At 47.5% G+C, this 17180-nt stretch carries 17 protein-coding genes and 1 pseudogene; 9 read left to right on the plus strand and 9 right to left on the minus strand.

The window, feature by feature from the left end:
* Positions 1–138 precede the first annotated feature (138 nt).
* On the plus strand, positions 139–1419 hold the full coding sequence (gene rluF / locus ACTHMC_RS01195; RefSeq protein ID WP_440410130.1) for a 23S rRNA pseudouridine(2604) synthase RluF: 1281 nt from the start codon (positions 139–141) through the stop codon (positions 1417–1419).
* Positions 1420–1531: 112 nt separating this feature from the next.
* Here the strand turns inward: rluF and ACTHMC_RS01200 are convergent, their stop codons facing one another.
* From ACTHMC_RS01200 to ACTHMC_RS01210, 3 genes are all read right to left on the minus strand, one after another.
* Positions 1532–2152, minus strand: coding sequence for a dihydrofolate reductase family protein (locus tag ACTHMC_RS01200; RefSeq protein ID WP_440410132.1), 621 nt, complete (start codon positions 2150–2152; stop codon positions 1532–1534).
* A 95-nt stretch (positions 2153–2247) separates the two neighbouring features.
* A complete protein-coding gene (locus tag ACTHMC_RS01205) occupies positions 2248–2862 on the minus strand; it encodes a hypothetical protein (protein WP_440410134.1) in 615 nt (204 codons plus the stop codon).
* 9 nt (positions 2863–2871) lie between these two features.
* Entirely contained in the window at positions 2872–3324 is a 453-nt protein-coding gene (locus ACTHMC_RS01210; protein WP_440410136.1) for a DUF6438 domain-containing protein, read from the minus strand.
* A 144-nt stretch (positions 3325–3468) separates the two neighbouring features.
* On the opposite strand from ACTHMC_RS01210, the gene ACTHMC_RS01215 reads away from it, so the two are divergent.
* The 5 genes from ACTHMC_RS01215 (at position 3469) to ACTHMC_RS01235 (ending at position 10970) form a co-directional block, all read left to right on the plus strand.
* Entirely contained in the window at positions 3469–4029 is a 561-nt protein-coding gene (locus tag ACTHMC_RS01215) for an RNA polymerase sigma factor (protein WP_440410137.1), read from the plus strand.
* A 57-nt stretch (positions 4030–4086) separates the two neighbouring features.
* Positions 4087–5145, plus strand: coding sequence for a FecR family protein (locus ACTHMC_RS01220; RefSeq protein WP_440410139.1), 1059 nt, complete (start codon positions 4087–4089; stop codon positions 5143–5145).
* 97 nt (positions 5146–5242) lie between these two features.
* Positions 5243–8179: a TonB-dependent receptor domain-containing protein gene (locus ACTHMC_RS01225; protein ID WP_440410140.1), complete on the plus strand. Its 2937-nt coding sequence runs from the start codon at positions 5243–5245 to the stop codon at positions 8177–8179.
* A gap of 19 nt (positions 8180–8198) precedes the next feature.
* A complete protein-coding gene (locus ACTHMC_RS01230; protein WP_440410141.1) occupies positions 8199–9614 on the plus strand; it encodes a hypothetical protein in 1416 nt (471 codons plus the stop codon).
* Between the two features lie 6 nt (positions 9615–9620).
* A complete protein-coding gene (locus ACTHMC_RS01235; RefSeq protein WP_440410143.1) occupies positions 9621–10970 on the plus strand; it encodes an alkaline phosphatase family protein in 1350 nt (449 codons plus the stop codon).
* Positions 10971–11106: 136 nt separating this feature from the next.
* Here ACTHMC_RS01235 and ACTHMC_RS01240 read toward each other — a convergent pair whose 3' ends face one another.
* The 3 genes from ACTHMC_RS01240 to ACTHMC_RS01250 form a co-directional block, all read right to left on the minus strand.
* Positions 11107–11592, minus strand: a complete 486-nt coding sequence (locus tag ACTHMC_RS01240) for an SRPBCC domain-containing protein (RefSeq protein WP_440410144.1) — start codon at positions 11590–11592, stop codon at positions 11107–11109.
* Between the two features lie 10 nt (positions 11593–11602).
* Entirely contained in the window at positions 11603–11908 is a 306-nt protein-coding gene (locus ACTHMC_RS01245; RefSeq protein ID WP_440410146.1) for an ArsR/SmtB family transcription factor, read from the minus strand.
* Positions 11909–12016: 108 nt separating this feature from the next.
* Complete coding sequence (locus ACTHMC_RS01250) at positions 12017–13072, minus strand: SDR family oxidoreductase (protein WP_440410148.1); 1056 nt, start codon at positions 13070–13072, stop codon at positions 12017–12019.
* Positions 13073–13186: 114 nt separating this feature from the next.
* Between ACTHMC_RS01250 and ACTHMC_RS01255 the strand changes: the two genes are divergently transcribed.
* The gene (locus ACTHMC_RS01255) at positions 13187–14005 is read left to right on the plus strand and encodes a helix-turn-helix domain-containing protein (protein ID WP_440410149.1); all 819 of its coding nucleotides are present in this window, start codon (positions 13187–13189) and stop codon (positions 14003–14005) included.
* Here the strand turns inward: ACTHMC_RS01255 and ACTHMC_RS01260 are convergent.
* Positions 14000–14560 carry a hypothetical protein gene (locus tag ACTHMC_RS01260; protein ID WP_440410150.1) on the minus strand — a complete coding sequence of 187 codons (561 nt, stop codon included), beginning with the start codon at positions 14558–14560 and terminating at the stop codon, positions 14000–14002. The two genes, ACTHMC_RS01255 and ACTHMC_RS01260, sit on opposite strands and share 6 nt — an antisense overlap.
* A gap of 437 nt (positions 14561–14997) precedes the next feature.
* Here ACTHMC_RS01260 and ACTHMC_RS01265 point away from each other — a divergent pair.
* Positions 14998–15150 (plus strand): annotated as a pseudogene (locus ACTHMC_RS01265) (phytanoyl-CoA dioxygenase family protein); the annotation flags it as partial.
* A gap of 17 nt (positions 15151–15167) precedes the next feature.
* On the opposite strand, the gene ACTHMC_RS01270 reads toward ACTHMC_RS01265, so the two are convergent.
* Both ACTHMC_RS01270 and ACTHMC_RS01275 read right to left on the minus strand, forming a co-directional pair.
* Positions 15168–16112 (minus strand): TonB family protein, encoded by a 945-nt coding sequence (locus ACTHMC_RS01270; RefSeq protein ID WP_440410152.1) that lies wholly within the window; start codon positions 16110–16112, stop codon positions 15168–15170.
* 2 nt (positions 16113–16114) lie between these two features.
* Positions 16115–16330: an NADAR domain-containing protein gene (locus ACTHMC_RS01275; protein WP_440410155.1), complete on the minus strand. Its 216-nt coding sequence runs from the start codon at positions 16328–16330 to the stop codon at positions 16115–16117.
* Positions 16331–16537: 207 nt separating this feature from the next.
* Here ACTHMC_RS01275 and ACTHMC_RS01280 point away from each other — a divergent pair.
* Positions 16538–17180: hypothetical protein (locus tag ACTHMC_RS01280; protein WP_440410154.1), on the plus strand; the 643-nt coding region annotated here is incomplete at its 3' end.

Below are 17180 nucleotides of genomic sequence, written 5' to 3' on the forward strand. Positions count from 1 at the left end.
TCCTCCAAAGCCAAATTAAAGTCATGATTTGGCTTTTCAATGTACAAACAAAGCCTGAAACAAAAACTAATGGAAATCCGGTAAATTATCTGATTTTTGCCGTGACCGGAATTTCCGGCCCATGCTAAATAACTGTACTTGGAAGAATCTATCAGTCTGAATAAATTCATCAGTGACACGGGCTATTGCTCACGTCGCGAAGCAGATAACCTGATCAAAGCAGGCCGTGTATTGCTTAACAATAACCTGGCTGAACTGGGGAACCGCTATTCACCCGGTGATGTGGTGGAAGTGGATGGCAGCCTGATCACTCCTGATAACAAAGAAAAACGCGTCTACCTGGCACTGAACAAACCAGTGGGCATCACCAGTACCACTGAGCTGCAGGTAAAAGGGAATATCATCAGCTTCGTGAATTATCCCAAGCGCATCTTCCCTATCGGCAGGCTTGATAAGGATTCCGAAGGGCTGATCTTCCTCACCAATGATGGAGATATCATCAACAAGATCCTGCGTGCCGGCAACAGTCATGAAAAAGAATATATCGTTCGTGTAAATAAAACGGTTGATCCGCATTTTGCACAGAAAATGTCCGGAGGTTTACCCATCATGGGTACCAGAACCCTCCCCTGCAAAGTGCAACTGATCAATCGACATACTTTCAGGATCATCCTTACGCAGGGGCTCAACCGCCAGATCAGGCGGATGTGCGAATTCCTGGGATATTCAGTGGAAAGCCTGCAGCGTGTCCGGATCATGGATATCAAACTGGGCAACCTGGCACTGGGAAAGTGGAGACACCTGAGCGATGTGGAAGTGGAAATCCTCAAACAGGCAGTAGCGGATTCAAGTGGAGCAGCAAAGGCGGTCAGGCCGGAAAAAAAGAATACCGGATATATTCCTGGTGGAAAGAAAGGGATGTCACCGGAAAAGGCAGCTGACCCGAAAAAGAAAACACAAAATGAGGAGGCTGAAGACGAGGATTTTGATTATGAAAGTTTCCTGAAGGAGAACCCTCAAAAAGGGAAATCCAATAAAGGTAAATCCGCTGCCTGGTGGAATTCGCGGCAGGGAAAAGCCGGGAAGGATAATCCGGCTAACAAAGACAACAAACAGGGCCCACGAAGCGGAAAGGCTAAATTTGACGATAAAAGATCAGGTTCTTCAAAGGACGGGTCTGCTAAAAATAAAATGCCTGGGGGTACAAAGAAGCAGGGCGACTTCAATCCGAAAAAATCCGGACCTTCAAGAGATAATACCGGAGCTCAGGGCAAAAAAACAGGAGCAGGCAAATCTGGTTACACTTTTAAAAATTCCAGGCCTGGAGCTGGTAAGGATCAGTCTCGTTCTTCCGGTAAAAAATCCGGTAACAGACAACAGGGGAATTCTTCAAAGAATAAAGGAAGATCTGGGAGGTAGAATAATTTAACAACATGGCTGCATGCGTTCTCTTCAAGAAATACCGGGACTATTGAAAGTATTTCCTGATCCTAAGCTGAGGAATCGTCTTTATAAACGAATAAACACCCCTTCATTGGTAATTGATCACTTTGTATTTAGTATGTACCGAAAGCGGTGAATGACTCACCTGCTCCACTTCAAGTTTAAATCTGTCCTTTTCCATCAGGTCGAATAACCGCAATCCGCTACCAAGTACTACCGGAGCCGTATGTACGAAAAATTCATCCACCAGGCCTCCATGCAGGAACTGACGGATAGTTTCTGCGCCACCATGAATTCTTACATCCCGCTTTCCCGCTGCTTCTTTCGCCTGCCTGAGCAATTCTTTGATGGGCTCGCTGGTGAAATAGAAAGTAGTACCGCCTCGCTGTACCCAGGGGGCCCGCTTTTCATGGGTCAATACAAAAACAGGTGTTTTGAAAAGGTCCATCGGCCAGTTGGCTTCGCCTTCTTCAAATACACGTTTGCCCATAATATACGCTCCGGTGCGGGCAAATGTCTGCGAAATGAGTTGGCCCTCTGGCCCATCCTCTCCTTTGTCGATCCCGAAAGTTTTCCAGAATTCCTTTTGCCGATACATCCAGTTATGTATCCTCGTTCCATCGTTGCCCAGTGGGTTTTGTGGCCCACGGTCCTCGCCTGCGATATAACCATCGAGGGAGATGCCTATATCGAAAAATGTCTTGTTCATGTGCTTCCCGCTGATTTGATAATCACAAAGGAAGAAATTGATTTACTCTGTCAATAGAACAAACCCGACATTTTTCCACTGGTATGCATGAAGCTTCAGGATACCCGCTCTGCTTTGGCAGGTACTTTGCCTTCCATGAATTCCTTGCGCTGTGTCTTGTCGCCCAGTTCCATCACAAACTGTTCCCAGCCCCCTTTTTCATTCAATACAGCGCAGCTCCATTTGCCGGTAACATCATCTGCAAACTGCCAGAGGATATGGTAACCTTCTTCATTGGAAAAACCTTCATCATCCGCCTGAAGAATGCCTCCTGCCTTATTCCAGATGGTTGACTTGATATTGGTCACGATCTCATAATTGCCCCCTTCGAAAGCTGCATCCAGCATCTGGATGGCATAGATGACCTTTACCTTATCAAAATAGGCTGTCAGCCATTTTGCGGCAGTTGCAGGTTTGTCTTCCCCAATTGACTCGCGGAATTCATCCAGCTCTTCCAGCCCCAGTTCACCGGCAACTACAGGATTTCTTTCCAGCTGCGCCAGGTGATCACCTTCCTCATTCAGGATATCTATCACCGTCCAGTTACCCGGATCTTCTCCTTCATCGAAAGCGAATTTTGCGGAGAGGTTTTCCGCCACTAATCCTTCCATCAATTCATCCATATGAATGTCCGGGTCCTGTGTGCCTAATACTCTGATGAAATATTCCATTACTTGTAGTTATTGTTGTTTCCAGGTTTGTGATTCCCTGAGAGAGAAAATGAATTTGTAAACATGCTGCAGCGCCTCTGGCCCCATCGGACCATAATCCGATATCCATTTACTTTTTCCGTCTTTGAACTGAACGGAAAATCTGTAGGTAGGCATATCCGTTACCTGCTGCGTGTATTCATCGGGCAGGCTGAGCAGCTTTGCTTTATCGATCAGTACAAACAAACTGTCCATCTGCTCTTTCCTGATCACTGCAGTAAATTTTCCTGTCACCGGATTGAATCTTTTTGCCTCATATTCCGCATGCCCGTTTGCTTCGATTTTCATATCAAAAACCGGGCAGGTGCCAAAGCATGGAGTGGTAGATAATGACACTTTTTGAATATTATCAGCGGTCTTCATCTTTCCGGTAGCACAGCCTGCAAGCAGCGCTACAGCGGATAGCAGGTGTATCGTTTTCATGGTAATCAGTTTGAGAATGATCATCGAAATTAATATTTCATTACCAATTCCACTTAACAAATTGATAATTTCCTGCCACTGCAATTATTCTCAACTTGCGCACCGAAAGGATAAGGCAATCATTCCATCATCTATCTGGTAGCAATGAATGATATAATCGGCATCAGGCAAATGGATGCAGGCTCGTTCCGGGATGCATACGAACAGTTCCATGCGAAAGTCTTCAGATACTTCCTCAAAAGAGCTGTGCTGCATGTAACCGCCACAGAGCTTACACAACAACTCTTCATCAAATTATGGCAATCGCGCCATACCCTCTCTTCAGCGTACACATTTGAAGTACAGCTGTTCACCATGGCCAACAGCGTGTGGATAGATCACCTGCGCCGGGAAGCAACCAACCGCAAAATCTTCACCAGTGTGGAAGATTTTGAGTCCCTCGATACTACTGCGCATGATTTGCCGGCATCCAACGCACTGGAAGCCACTGATCATTTTAAGCTGGCGATGCGCCAGCTTTCCCCGGTGCGTAAAAAAGTTTTTATCCTCAAGAACCTGCATGGTTTCTCCAACCAGGAGATCGCCGGAAAATTATCCGTATCCGTAAAAACAGTGGAAGACCATCTCTGGAAAGCCATGCGTGTGATCCGCTCCCTGCTCACCGTACTCCTGAGCATGTTCCTTGCCATGCCCCATATTATCTAAATGTTACCGGCAGGGAAATCCTTTTTATCACACGTATTTAGTTTCAACCGGCATATTTTGAACGATCCACAACTCATATATAAATTCCTGGAACAACGCTGCAACGCAGCTGAAGCAGCACGTGTACACCGTTATCTTCAGCAACACCCGGAACTGTTGCAGCAACTGTACCAACAAGACTGGGACGAGGCTGATGCCGGAGAAATTGTTTCCCCTGAAACAGCAACAGCAATCCTTCAGGCCATTGAAACGCACATCGCCGGCAAAAGATCTTTGGTGAGTAGGATGAAACCCTGGGCAGCTGCTGCGGCAGCCCTGCTGATCGTACTGGGTGCCTGGTGGTTGTTTTACAATGCAACACCTGCTGCTACAAAAATAGCGCAGGTACAGAAGCAGGTGTATTCTGCGAATGAGCAGCACACGGCATCTTCCTGGCAGGAGAATCTGAACACAGGGACCGGCATCAGAAAATTAAAACTGCCTGATGGCACAACAGTGATGCTGTCGCCTTCTGCCATGATCAGGTACCAGGCTGGTTTCACTGACAGCAGCCGTGATATTTATCTCACTGGTGATGCGCAGTTCGATGTTGCGAAAGATAAAACCCGGCCATTTACAGTTTTCGCCGGAAACCTTTCCACCACAGCACTTGGTACATCTTTCAAGATCTGCAACGGTAACGATACCATCCTGGTGCAACTGCTCACCGGTAAGGTAGTGGTCAGACCATTGAAAGAATCAATGGCTGATTGGAAACAGGATGTATATCTCCTTCCCGGGCAACAACTGCAATACAGTGAGCATGCCGGTCTGGTGAGAACTTCAGGCATCACGCCAAAGAAGATAGCTGAGGCGGCTACAATTACACCCAGTCAATATACTGACCAGGAAATGGTCTTCAATAATACTCCTTTACCGGAAGTATTCAGGAAACTGGAGGCGCATCACAATAAACCTATCTCCTACTCAGCGGAAGATCTCAGAGAGCTGAGTTTCACAGGAACCATATTCTATAAAGACTCCCTTCCATTGATCCTGCAGGCCATCGCCCGCATGAACGATCTGGAATTACTGCCGGATCAGCAAGGCTTCATCATCAAGAAAGGGAAAGAGTAACTGTTCTGCTAAAACTTATCTGGTAAACCGGCACATCCGCTTATGCGGCATGTAATGGAAATCTATTGCGTAAACCGTTCAAACAAAACAGACATTTATGAAAGCTCAGGTTTTAATCATTAAGCAACAACTGCAAAGGCTGGCATGCTTCTGCCTGTTACTGCTGACTGTTCAGCAGGGCTTCGCACAGCAGGTAGCAGGCGTGGAAGTGACCGGTACGGTCATGTCTGACAAAGGCGATCTGCTGCAGGGCGTAACTGTAGAGGCCCGCCACAATCCCGGTAGTGAAATGATCACTGCCGTTACAAACGACAAAGGCATTTTCGTATTTAAATCACTGGTACCCGGACAGAAATATGATTTCAGTTTTTCATTCGTGGGTTTTGAAAACGGATATCACAAGTCCTATATGGTAAAGAAGGATGGTCAGAAGAATTCCATGCTGATCAGGCTCATACAGAAAACCAACCAACTGGATGAAGTGGTGGTAACCGGACAGGGTGCGGCCATCGCAAAAAAGAGATTGTCCACTATCGTGACCACCATCAAATCTTCCGACCTGGAAAATATTCCCGGCAGCCGTTTCGATCAGTTGCTTCAATCCAAGCTGCCCAACGCACAGATCAGGCTTACAGGTGGCCAGTCGGGCGCTACCAGCATCGTTCGTTCAAGAGGCGTGAACTCTGCCTTTCTGAACTCCATGCCTATCGTGTATGTGGATGGAGTAAGAATGGACAACCTCAATACCGCTGCGGCCATCGGTGGCGGCAGCACTCAGGGAGCAGCCATCAGCTCTATCGCCGATATCCCCATGGATAATATCGACAGGGTAGAATACGTGAACGGCGGCGCTGCTTCTACACTCTATGGCTCTGATGCTGCCAACGGCGTGATCCAGATCTTCACAAAAAAAGGAAGTAAGAGCGGCACCAGCATCACTTTGGATGCACAACTGGGAGTGGAAAAATCCACTAACGATTTCCTGTATTTCAAGAGGACAAAAGACCTGCTTTTTGAAGATGGACTTTTCCAGAAATACCATGTGGCTGTGAATGGCGGCACCGATAAATTCGGTTACAGCTTCGCCGGTAATTTTCTCAATACCAGTGGCGTGATGCTGCATGATCAGAACAGGAACCGTAAGATCGATTTCAGTAGCGGCTTCCGCGCGCAGCTTGGCAAGAAAGTGAATTATGAAAGCTCTTTCATGTTCGTGAACAATCAGTACAAGCGAAACCGCAACGGTAACCAGGGTGGTTACACCGGTCTCTGGTTTGCTGAAAGCGGCGCTTCTGCCAACACCGGTCCCCGTTTCAATAACAAGATCGATGAACTGACAGACTCTGCCTTCCAGGTGATGAAAGCCTATGTGAACGAAGCTGAACGTCTGCAGAATGATCAGATCCGCGTGAACCGCTTCACTTCTTCACAAACCTTCAAATACACGCCCTTCAAAGACTTTGTGTTGAAGGCTGTAGGTGGTATCGATTATCGCGTGATGAGAGACCAGGTTATCCAGACCAACCAGTACCTCACGCATACCACCGGCAAGCCCGTTACCGATCAGGGAAATATTTCCAACTCAGAAAGAAAATACATGGGCATCACCCTGGAGTTGAATGGCCAGCATACTTTGAAGCTGGGCGATTTCTCCCTGGTGTCTACAGTTGGCGGACAGTTCTTCAGAACAGATGACCACCAGGTTTCCTATACCGGTACTAATATCCGCGATGGAGCACTGATGATCCGCGATGCAGCTGTTCGTAACGCCAATGAGATCTATACCGAGATCGTGAACTATGGAGTATACTTACTGGAAAATATAGGCTACAGGAACAAACTCTTCCTGGATCTTGGTATCCGCGGAGATGGTAATCCTGCCTTCGGAAAAAACATCGGGACCCAATACTACCCCAAAGCAGGTGTGTCTTATATGATCAGTGAAGAACCCTGGTTCCAGCCATTGCAGAATATCTTCCACTCGGCAAGACTGCGTGGCAGTTATGGCGTGGCCGGTAACCTGCCTCCCAGCTGGACAAACGAAAGGACCATTACTTTCACCGGTTTCCAGGGTGATCAGGCTGCTTATTTCGGGCAACCTGGAAACGATAACCTGAAGCCGGAGAAAACAACCACTGCGGAAGCAGCCATTGACCTCTCCTTCCTCAATGACCGCATCCGTTTTTCTGCCGGATACTATCGTTCAGTGACCAATGATGCCTTGTTCTATGTACCTCCCACTCCATCCACAGGTCAAACGCAAAGCCAGCTTTTCAATGTGGGCGAGATCCTGAATCGTGGCTGGGAATTCAGCACCACACTGGTGCCTGTGAAAACAAAAGACTTGAATGCCAGCGTCAACCTCTCTGTGAACACCCTGTACAACAACGTGGTGAGCTCCGGTGGCGTAGCGCCTTTCAATATCAACGGCTTCAGCGCCCGCACCATTCAAACTGTGGTACAGCAAGGGTTTCCGGTTGGTTTCATCCGTGGTAACTACGGTACATTCGGAAAAGATGGCGTGCTGGAAAATACGGTTGCGCAATCCTACCTGGGCACTACCATTCCCGATCTGTTCGGCAGCATGGGCATCAATGTGCAATACAGGAAATTCACCTTATTCGCCAATGCTGATTACCAGTCCGGGGCTTATGCCAATAACTGGGATGCCCAGTTCCGCTTCAACTACGGTGCGTCAAATTCGGGTATCCCTCAGGGTGAGATCGATAAGAACGGCCGCCTGAACTGGCTGAGCTTTACCAATATGTTCATCGAGAAGACCGATTTCATCAAGGTGCGCACCATCGGGCTGCTGTATACTTTCAAACCAGCCTCAAAGAACAGTGTGATCAGGGGAATGACCATCGGGTTCTCTGCTGTTAACCCGTTGAACTTCGCTTCTTCTTCCTTCGATCCGGAAGCAACCATCAGCGGAGCGGCACAGGGACAGGGCGGTGCCACCACCGGCGGTATCTCTTATGCCACTTACTCCGCACCTCGCCAGTTCATCGGTTCTGTAAAACTCAATTTCTAAGCTGATCAATCAATTTATTATGCAACGATATCTGTTGACCCTCGGACTGGCTGCTGTATCCCTGCTGCCGTCCTGCGTGAAGAATCCCAATGTTACGGAAGATGTGTATGTGAACACGCCGAATGCGTCAAAAAGCTGGGCCAATGGCCTTCGCAGGCAGCTGGCGCTTACCTTGAACGCAGTGGTAGTGAATGCCGAACTGATCTCTGATAACTATTTCAACAACTATACCCAGAACAGTAAAGTGTTCGATATTCCACAGATCGATTATTTTGATGTGGATGTGAACACCAGTCAAACTGAAGTGCAGCGCCTCCGCGAAATGGCCCTCTATGGTCTTACCAAAGTAGTACCTGGTGATGCCACCACTTCTGCAACAGATAAAGCCACCATGCTTTTCTGCCAGGCGTATGCTTACCTGCTGAGTGGTGAAATGTTTGTGGCACTGCCCGGCAGCAGTCAGGGTGAAGTGCTTACAGCCGCTCAGCACCTGCAGAAAGCCATCGGTCTCTGGGATGAAGCCATTGCCGGAGAGCCCGATGCTGCAAAGAAAATGGCTTACACCCTGCTGAAGGCCCGTACTTATTATGCACTTGGCGACGCCACCAATGCCAGCAAATTTGCCAATGACGTGCTGGCGCAGAAAATGGTGCTGTTCCAGGTTGCTTATGATGGCCTGAACAGTGTGTCCAACGAAATGCAGAACGCCACTTTCATTGCCCAACCCAACCGATTTGCTCCTTTACCCCGACTGGATTTCCTCGACCCTAAATATTTCAATATTGGTGTTGCTGCACAGGAACAGAAATCAATTGCCATCGCCAAAGGCGAAGAAGCATACCTGATCCTGGCAGAAGCACAGCTTGCAGGTAATGACGTCAACACTGCCCGTCAGACCCTGAAGAATATGCTCACCGATGTGATCAGTCAGCGTACAGTAACTGCTGTTGACGACAGCAAGGAAACACGCAACGGCGGCAACCGTAAAGACTATCCCCTCACTGCCATGAAAGTAAAGTTCGATGCGAATGATGCAGCCAGGGATGGATATGTTCTGAACCGCCAGGGAGGCAAGATGAATGTGTACACGGTTTCAGGAACCAAAGTGACTGCTTCCGATCTGGATGCCGCCATTACTGGGGATGATATGCTATACCTGCTTTATCGCATGCGCCAGGAGATCTTCATGAGCGAAGGCCGCCGCATGTTTGACCTGGGTGTGAAGTTCCCGGTATCACAAACGGAGCAACTCAACAATCCGAATGTAAAACCTGAACATATCAAAGCCCAGCTGCCCTCTTTTATTCCGCTGAACCGTGGTATGGATGATTTTACAGTAGATGCCGTTAATGGTATCGTTACCATGAAATACGATATGAACAAAGTGCTGGTGCAGAACAAAACAGCCAAAGAAATTTTCCCATTCATAAATTAATCCGATATGCGTAATAAGATCTTAGCAATGCTGGTAGCAGCCTGTGTGCTGCAAGCCAGTGCAATGGCTCAAAAAACAAAATATGTGATACTGGTAAGTATCGATGGTTTCCGTTCCGACTTTTATAAAGATCCGTCATGGGCTACGCCCAACCTGCAGCAGATGGCTAAGCAGGGTGTATATGCACAGGGCGTGAATGGCGTGTTCCCTACAGTTACCTACCCTTCACATACTTCACTGATCACAGGTGTTACGCCTTCAAAGCATGGCATCCTGTACAATACCATGCCTGAACCGGGCGGTGAAGGTGGTCAGTGGTATACAGAAACAAAACAGATCCAGGCTGAGACTATCTGGGAAGCTGTACGTAAAGCCGGCATGAAGTCTGCGTCTGTATCCTGGCCCGTTTCCGTAGGTGCACCTGTCGATTACAATATTCCTGAGATCTGGTCAAAAGAAAATCCTTCTGACCGCCGCGACGCCACTGCGCAATACGCCACACCTAAGGGTTTGTTTGAAGAAGTGGTGGCCAATGCCACCGGTAATTTGCAGGTGAATGATTATAACCTGAGTTCTCCGAGTATGGACCAGAACCTGGCCCGTATTGCAGGGTATATTATCCGCACCTATAAGCCTAACCTGCTCACCATCCACCTGCCCTGCACGGATGGCGCGCAACATGCCGAAGGCCGCGAAAGCGAGCTGCTGAGACGCACCATTGCCGGTGCCGACAATGCAGTGGGCATCCTGGTAGACGCTTTGCAGAAAGCCGGAATTAAAGACAGCACTACCATCATCATTTCCGGTGATCATGGATTTGTGGACACACATTCCAGCTTCGCTCCCAATGTATGGCTGGCGAAAAAAGGACTGCTCGGAAAAGGTAAGGACGACTGGAAGGCATGGTTCATCCCTACGGGTGGCGCGGCTTTCCTCCGTTTGAAGAACCCTAAGGATGTAACTACCCTGAACCAGGTGCGCCAGATGCTGGAAGAGTTACCTGATGGGTTTAAAAAACAATTCCGCATCATTGAAAAGCCGGAACTGGTGAAGAGCGGTTGTGATCCGGAAGCTATGCTGGCGCTGGCCGCAGTACAGGGTATCACTTTCAACAGTGCAACCACCGGCGAAGAGTTCCGTCCTGGTAAAGGCGGCACACATGGTTACTACCCTGATTTTGCTGAGATTCAGACTGGTTTTGTAGCAAGTGGCGCAGGTATCAAAAAAGGTGGCGTATTGCCTGTAATGAGCCTGACCGATGTGGCTCCCACCATAGCATATTTGTTGGGAATTGAATTGAAGCAGGCTACCGGTACCGTGTATCCTGGAATGCTGGAGCAGAAGAATAAGAAATAAGATCATCCCTTTCCCTCTGAATAAGTAAAAGCCCGGCGCGTAATGTGCCGGGCTTTATCCATGGAGCTCTTTAGAGTTTATGTACGGCAACGCGTATGGTGCTGGCGATATGATCGCCGGCAAGATTTTGGTTGCATCAGGAAGCCAGGTACTCTTCCAGCATTTCCATTGTTTCTGTGATGCCGGCAATCATGCCCATATCCACCAGCTTCTGAATATCCTCCGCTGATCCGTAATTGGCCGTGCTCCTGATCTGTGTTCTGCCACCAAGATCAATGAACTCAGTTCTGATCGTAGTGGATGGAAAAGAGGTGTTGATGTTTCCATCCTTATCAGAAAAATTATCTGTGTATACCAACAGCTCCGGTTCTTTGATCTCCCTGTATTCAGTCAGTCCCCATGATTCCATACCCTCCGGACCTGTCATCCTGTAATGCCATTTGCCGCCTACACGGAAGTCCATATTGCAATAGGTCAGCGGGAAACTGCGTGTGCCCCACCATTTCATCAGATGTTTGCAGTCAGTATGTGCTGCAAATACTTTTTCGCGTGGCGCGTCAAATTCGCGTGTGAGGATTAGTTGTGTGCCGTTGATCTCTACATTCAGTTTGTTCTTGTTCATAGCATAATTATTACATGGTTTTTAAGTAATCATCGAGGCGGTCGTACCGCTCTGCAAACAGGGCGCGGAACTGCTCCACCCACTGCGCAACTTCATTGATCTTTTCCGGCTTCGCTTTCAGGTATTTTTCCCTGCCCACTTTCTGGATCACCACCAGTCCGCATTCTTCCAGGATCCTGATATGCTTGGTTACCGACTGACGGGTGATATCATAATAATCCGACAGAGAAGTAAGGTTCAACTCTTCTTTTGCCAGCCTGCCCAGGATGGCCCTCCTTGTGGGATCTGCAAGTCCCTGAAAAACATCTCTTCTCATAAAATGCACCTGATTAGTTGCAAATATAGGAATATGCACCCAAAAGGGTGCATAATTTTTTCTTTTTTTAAAAGACGTAAAAACGAGGAGGCATTGCCACGCTTTATTTTATGGAATTATCTTTTTAAGACGTAGCTCTTCGAACAACTGGTAGAACATCTGTTCTGTTTCTATATACTCATGAAATCCGAAACGGTGTGATTTGCTGCTATCGCCAAACATATCATAATCCCATCCGAATACTGCATCACCGAAGGTCCAGGAAGAAAGGGATGCATAACTATGTTTTTCCAGACCGTATTTTTCCTGGATGGTTTTCCAGAGTGCTGCTTTGTCGCTCATGATCACCTGTAAGCTCATGGGCAATGGAGGCGCAGTGTCCAGGCTGAACCAGGCGGCCAGTTTCGGCCAGAGCTCTTCCCATCTGAACAGGTCCCCATTTGTAATATTGAAGGCCTGGTTGGCGCAACGTGGGTCGGTAGCAGCCCAAACAGTGGCTTTGGCCAGTAAGGTGGCATCAGTCATTTCCAGTAATTTGTTGTAAGCACCCGGCTTTCCCGGGAAGCGCAATGGCAATCCCAGTTCTTTGGATATGCTGGCGTATACGGCAATCACCATCGCCAGGTTCATCGGATTACCCAGGGCAGTGCCTCCAACAACTGATGGACGGATAGCGGACCATGTCCAGCTCTTTCCCTTTTGCCTTTCTTCCAGGAACTGCTGCTGGTCTATGTTGAATTCTGGTGGCATATGCCCCGCATCGCTTTCCCGCGCTGGGGTTTTGAATGGGCCCAGATGGGCTCCATAAACTTTGTATCCCTGCATCAGACTGATATGTTGCAGGTTGCCCGCTACCGGTTCAATGGCATCCACTACATGCTGCAACATGGCAAGATTTGGAGGTACCAGCTCTGCCCAGGTTGGCCTGTCCTGGAATGCAGCATAAAATATATGTGTGACATTACTGAGATGTTTCAGTTTCTCAATACTTTCTTCCCTGTTCAGCAGGTCCACTGAAAGGTATTCGAGCCGCTCTTTGTTTACTCCGCCTTTGCGTGAAAGCCCGGTCACCTGCCAGTTTGCAAGTGTTGATAAATGATCGGTCAGGCTGCTGCCGATTACTCCATTGGCCCCTACCACAAGGGCTGTATTTGTTGTTGTCATGTTATTTTTAGTTTGGTGATTTTGTAAACAGGCTTTCGCCTGCTGGTGTAAAATTGCACTGAAGCGGAAAGATGGATTATGTATTTTTCCGCTTAAAAATTGTAAATTTCCGGCATGAAACAATACAGGCAATTTGCGCCGGTGCTGATATCGGAGTTTGAAGCGGAGGAATGGCAGCATCCTGTTCACCGGCATAATCATTACGAGATCATTTATATCGGGAAAGGCGCCGGGGTACATCATGTGAATGATGTGGCGGTTCCCTACGGCAGCGGACAGGTGTTTTTTCTCGGGCCTGATGATGAACATTATTTCACCATCACACAGCGTACGCATTTCCTGTATGTGAAATTCACAGATGAATACCTGCATCAGCAGGATGCTCATTTTTATCGCGGGATCCAGCAACTGGAATACCTGATCAGGCGCCGCGATCTACATTTTTCAGGATTCAATATCAGTGGTAACGACCAGGCAACGCTCAATCAGTTGTTCAGGGTGATCCGCTCACTCAAATATGATACGCTTGCCAATGAACCACTGCTCTGGATGCAGCTGATTTCGGTGGCTGTCATTCTGCAAAGAAGCCTGCCTGAAATTGAAGAGACAGCCGGACAAAACAAGAATATGCAGGCCTTGTTCTGTTATATTCATAAATACATTTACACTCCGGAAAAAATTAGGTTGCAGGTGCTTGCCACGCAGTTCAATACCACTGAGGATTATATCGGCCGTTATTTCAGGAAGCACGCAGGTATTACATTACGGGATTATGTGCAGGAATACCGCGTCACACTTATCAGGAAACGCCTGGAGAAAGGAGAATACAGTTTGAAGCAGGTAGCGGATGAGTTCGGGCTTACCGATGAAAGTCATGTCAGTAAATTACTGAAGCGGACTGCGAATGTGAAACGGAAGACCGTCCGGTCATAGAATGCTAGTGTCAGATTGCTGATCAATTTTATCATATCGCCGTTTCCGGTATCCCATATAAATGATTCCTGCCACCAGTCCCACCAGGCCTCCCAGGTAACTGTAGTTGTGCATCGATCCAACCGCAATGAAATCCTTTCTGTAGACCAGTTTTTCGGGTAACCACCAGCCTTCCCCGTTTTCAAAAGTATAACCTACGGCCAACCCAAGCAGGCCGGTGAGCAGCGCCACTACCATCACTATACCCATTGCCCTGAAAGAAACTGTCAGCATACGCTTAGCATTCTTTTGCAACAGTCCAACTGCCCCGATAATGATGCCGATCGGAATGCCCATCCACCAGGTGGCCAGGAAACCAACAACCGCTGCATTGAGCCTGTGCCCTTCTGCCCTTACCTGTCCTTCTTCCCAGAGACCGAACTGGTAGAACTTGAACCTGGTGTAATATTCCGGCGAAATGGTATAGGTGAGCTGATCATGCAGAACGCCATACAAACCACCTATGAAGGGAGATAGAAAAATGATGAGCAATAAGGCAAGTAGCTTGTAGGTCATGTTGCAGGCATCCCGGGTTTTACCGGAACAGTATTAAAAATAGGCTTTTTGGCCGGGATACGGCAATTCACTGATTCGTATATAGATATACGTTAGTAATGAATATAACTTGCTTTTACCCCAAAAAGCAGCAGGAACCGGAGATCCCGATTCCTGCTTACGGACACTACTGATTCTAAAACTACTTGCGAACTTCAGGGCTGAGATGGTCAGCCACTTTAGCTGGACATGCCAAAACTATTTAAACATGTATTGCGGGCCTACCGTGTTTTAACCCATTTGTGCGCAAATCTGAAAGTGGTTATCTTTAGTTCATGAATGAATCTCACAGGAACGGCTATGCAATTCTGGATGATTTCTACGGCCGGCAGGATGTGGAAGAAATGAAACAGGTAATAGCCGCAGCGGGTCCCTGGACGAAGTAGCAGGATCAATATGCTGTTCAACCACCGGTTGAGATGTTACAGAAAAGCTTTACTGTGCGCATTCATCTTGACCGGACAGATGAGAGCAATGGCACACTGAAAGTGTTACCCGGGTCTCACCTGACAGGTATCCGCAGGTTTGAAGAGTTGGTCGGAGAAATTTAATTATGATCAAAACAAGGTTACTCCTTCCTGAAAACAATCGGCTGGCGGAAGCTCGACCTTACTTTCCTGTTCTGCTTAATAGCGGGTATCCATACAGGTGAGTCTGATAATGCCCTTAATGCCGCATTATCGAAGGGCTCGGCAAAGGGAACTACCACTTCAATATCCTTCATTTTACCTTCTTCATCTATCCAGAACTCTACAACAATCACTACGCTATCGGCATTCGTGATTGCGTAGTTGCTGGGCCACTGGATCTTTTTTTCCAGGAATTTCATCCAGCTATTGACACCTCCTCTCATGGCACATTCCCTGTCGGGCACTGCAATGGCTTGCTCCTGGCCAGTTTCATCAAAATATTTAGATTCAGTCAGGTTTCCATTCCTGAACAATATTGTTGCACTGAAATTTCCATTGCGATGATAATAAATCCACTTGCCATGCTTTTTTCCTGCTGTATCAAACCGTCCAGCTCCTGAAATATTTCCATTATCAAACCAGTATACGCCCGTTTTTGTTCCATCAGCATGGAATACGGTGGAATCTGATGGATATCCATTCCTGTAAAAACCGAGACTTATGCCGGTGGGTTCGCCGTTTTCGTTGTAGACAATGGAATCACTCAAATACTGATTGGAATAGAATTCCATCCAGAGCCCGGTCTTTTTGTTATTACTGTATCTGCCAATGGAAGCAAGGGCCTTGTTAGGATGGAATGTACGGAACATTCCGTTCTTAATGGTACAGAGACTGTCTTTGTACAAGCCGATCGTTTTCAGTCTCCGGTCCTTTACCCAGAATTCAGTAAATGCATAACCGCTGTCTGTATGCTTTAGCAAAGAGAGAGACCTTGCCTGGTCAGGTGAACATATTTTCCCGGCAGCATCATAGAATGTATAATCCTGTGCGGCCGCACAAAATAATACAAGCGTCAATAGCAGTGTAAAATAATAACGGATCATGATCAGGAAATATGGGTGCTAAGATAACCCCTTGTTTCCATCAACGCAAAACCAAGGAGATTAGGTCCGCGCCAGGCATGCGGATCGGCTATTTCCTTATGGTCCTGCGCCATACCGATTCCCCAGATCTGATCAACCGGGCTGGCTTCCACCAGTATCCTGCTGCCAGTGCTCAACAGAAAATCCCTGAGTGCGGGATGCTGGCCGAATTGCCCCAGAAGTAAATGAACTTCATATCATCCCCGTTATTGTATTTGATTTTTATCCACTCGTGACTGTATTTCGCTTCAATATTCATGCGGATTCTTTTTAATATTTATCCTTTCTTTATCAAATGTACAATTGATAAAGTATCACTCAAATTTCAGCAACAAACTCATTATATTCGTCAGCCCGATTGATGTTGCACCCCTAAACAACCTTGAATGAAAGTATATAAACTTCCTGCTGCCGGGACCATTGCCATGCTGGTGCTCTGCCCGTTGCTGATTGCATTATTCTGCTGGCTGCCTTTCAATATAACCAATGACAACTCCTCCTCCAAAGGAGCGGCATGGATAATTCCTGCTGTCTGCCTGCCGATGGTGCTGCTTCTGATCTATGGCATGCTGGATTCCGTGAAGGGGAAGTTTGTGATTGACACGCATTCCGTATATTCAGAACATCCGTTCAATAACCGTGAACTGCTCCTGAACCAGATCCTGGGTTATAAAGTGAATGATAAATACATCATCATCATTCCTGTCAATAATGAACTGAAAAAGATCCGCGTCAGCAAGCAATATAAGAATTCCGGAGAGATCATTCACTGGCTGTCCACCCGCTACGATGATCTCGATCAGGTGCAATCATTCAGACAACACCAGGAGATCCTGTCCAATGATGATTTCGGGTTTACGCCGGCTGAACGGACACAGAAACTGAAGCAGGCCAAAAGCCTTGCCTGGAAGCTCAATGTGGCTGGTGCACTGGTGGGCGGCTGGATCTATTTTTACCCGAAGCCTTATGAACTGGCAGTTGGAGTGGCCATCGTTTTCCCACTGGTGGCGGGGTTGATACTACGCAAAT

The sequence above is a fragment of the Pseudobacter sp. genome, assembly GCF_051955275.1.
Lineage (GTDB): Bacteria > Bacteroidota > Bacteroidia > Chitinophagales > Chitinophagaceae > Pseudobacter.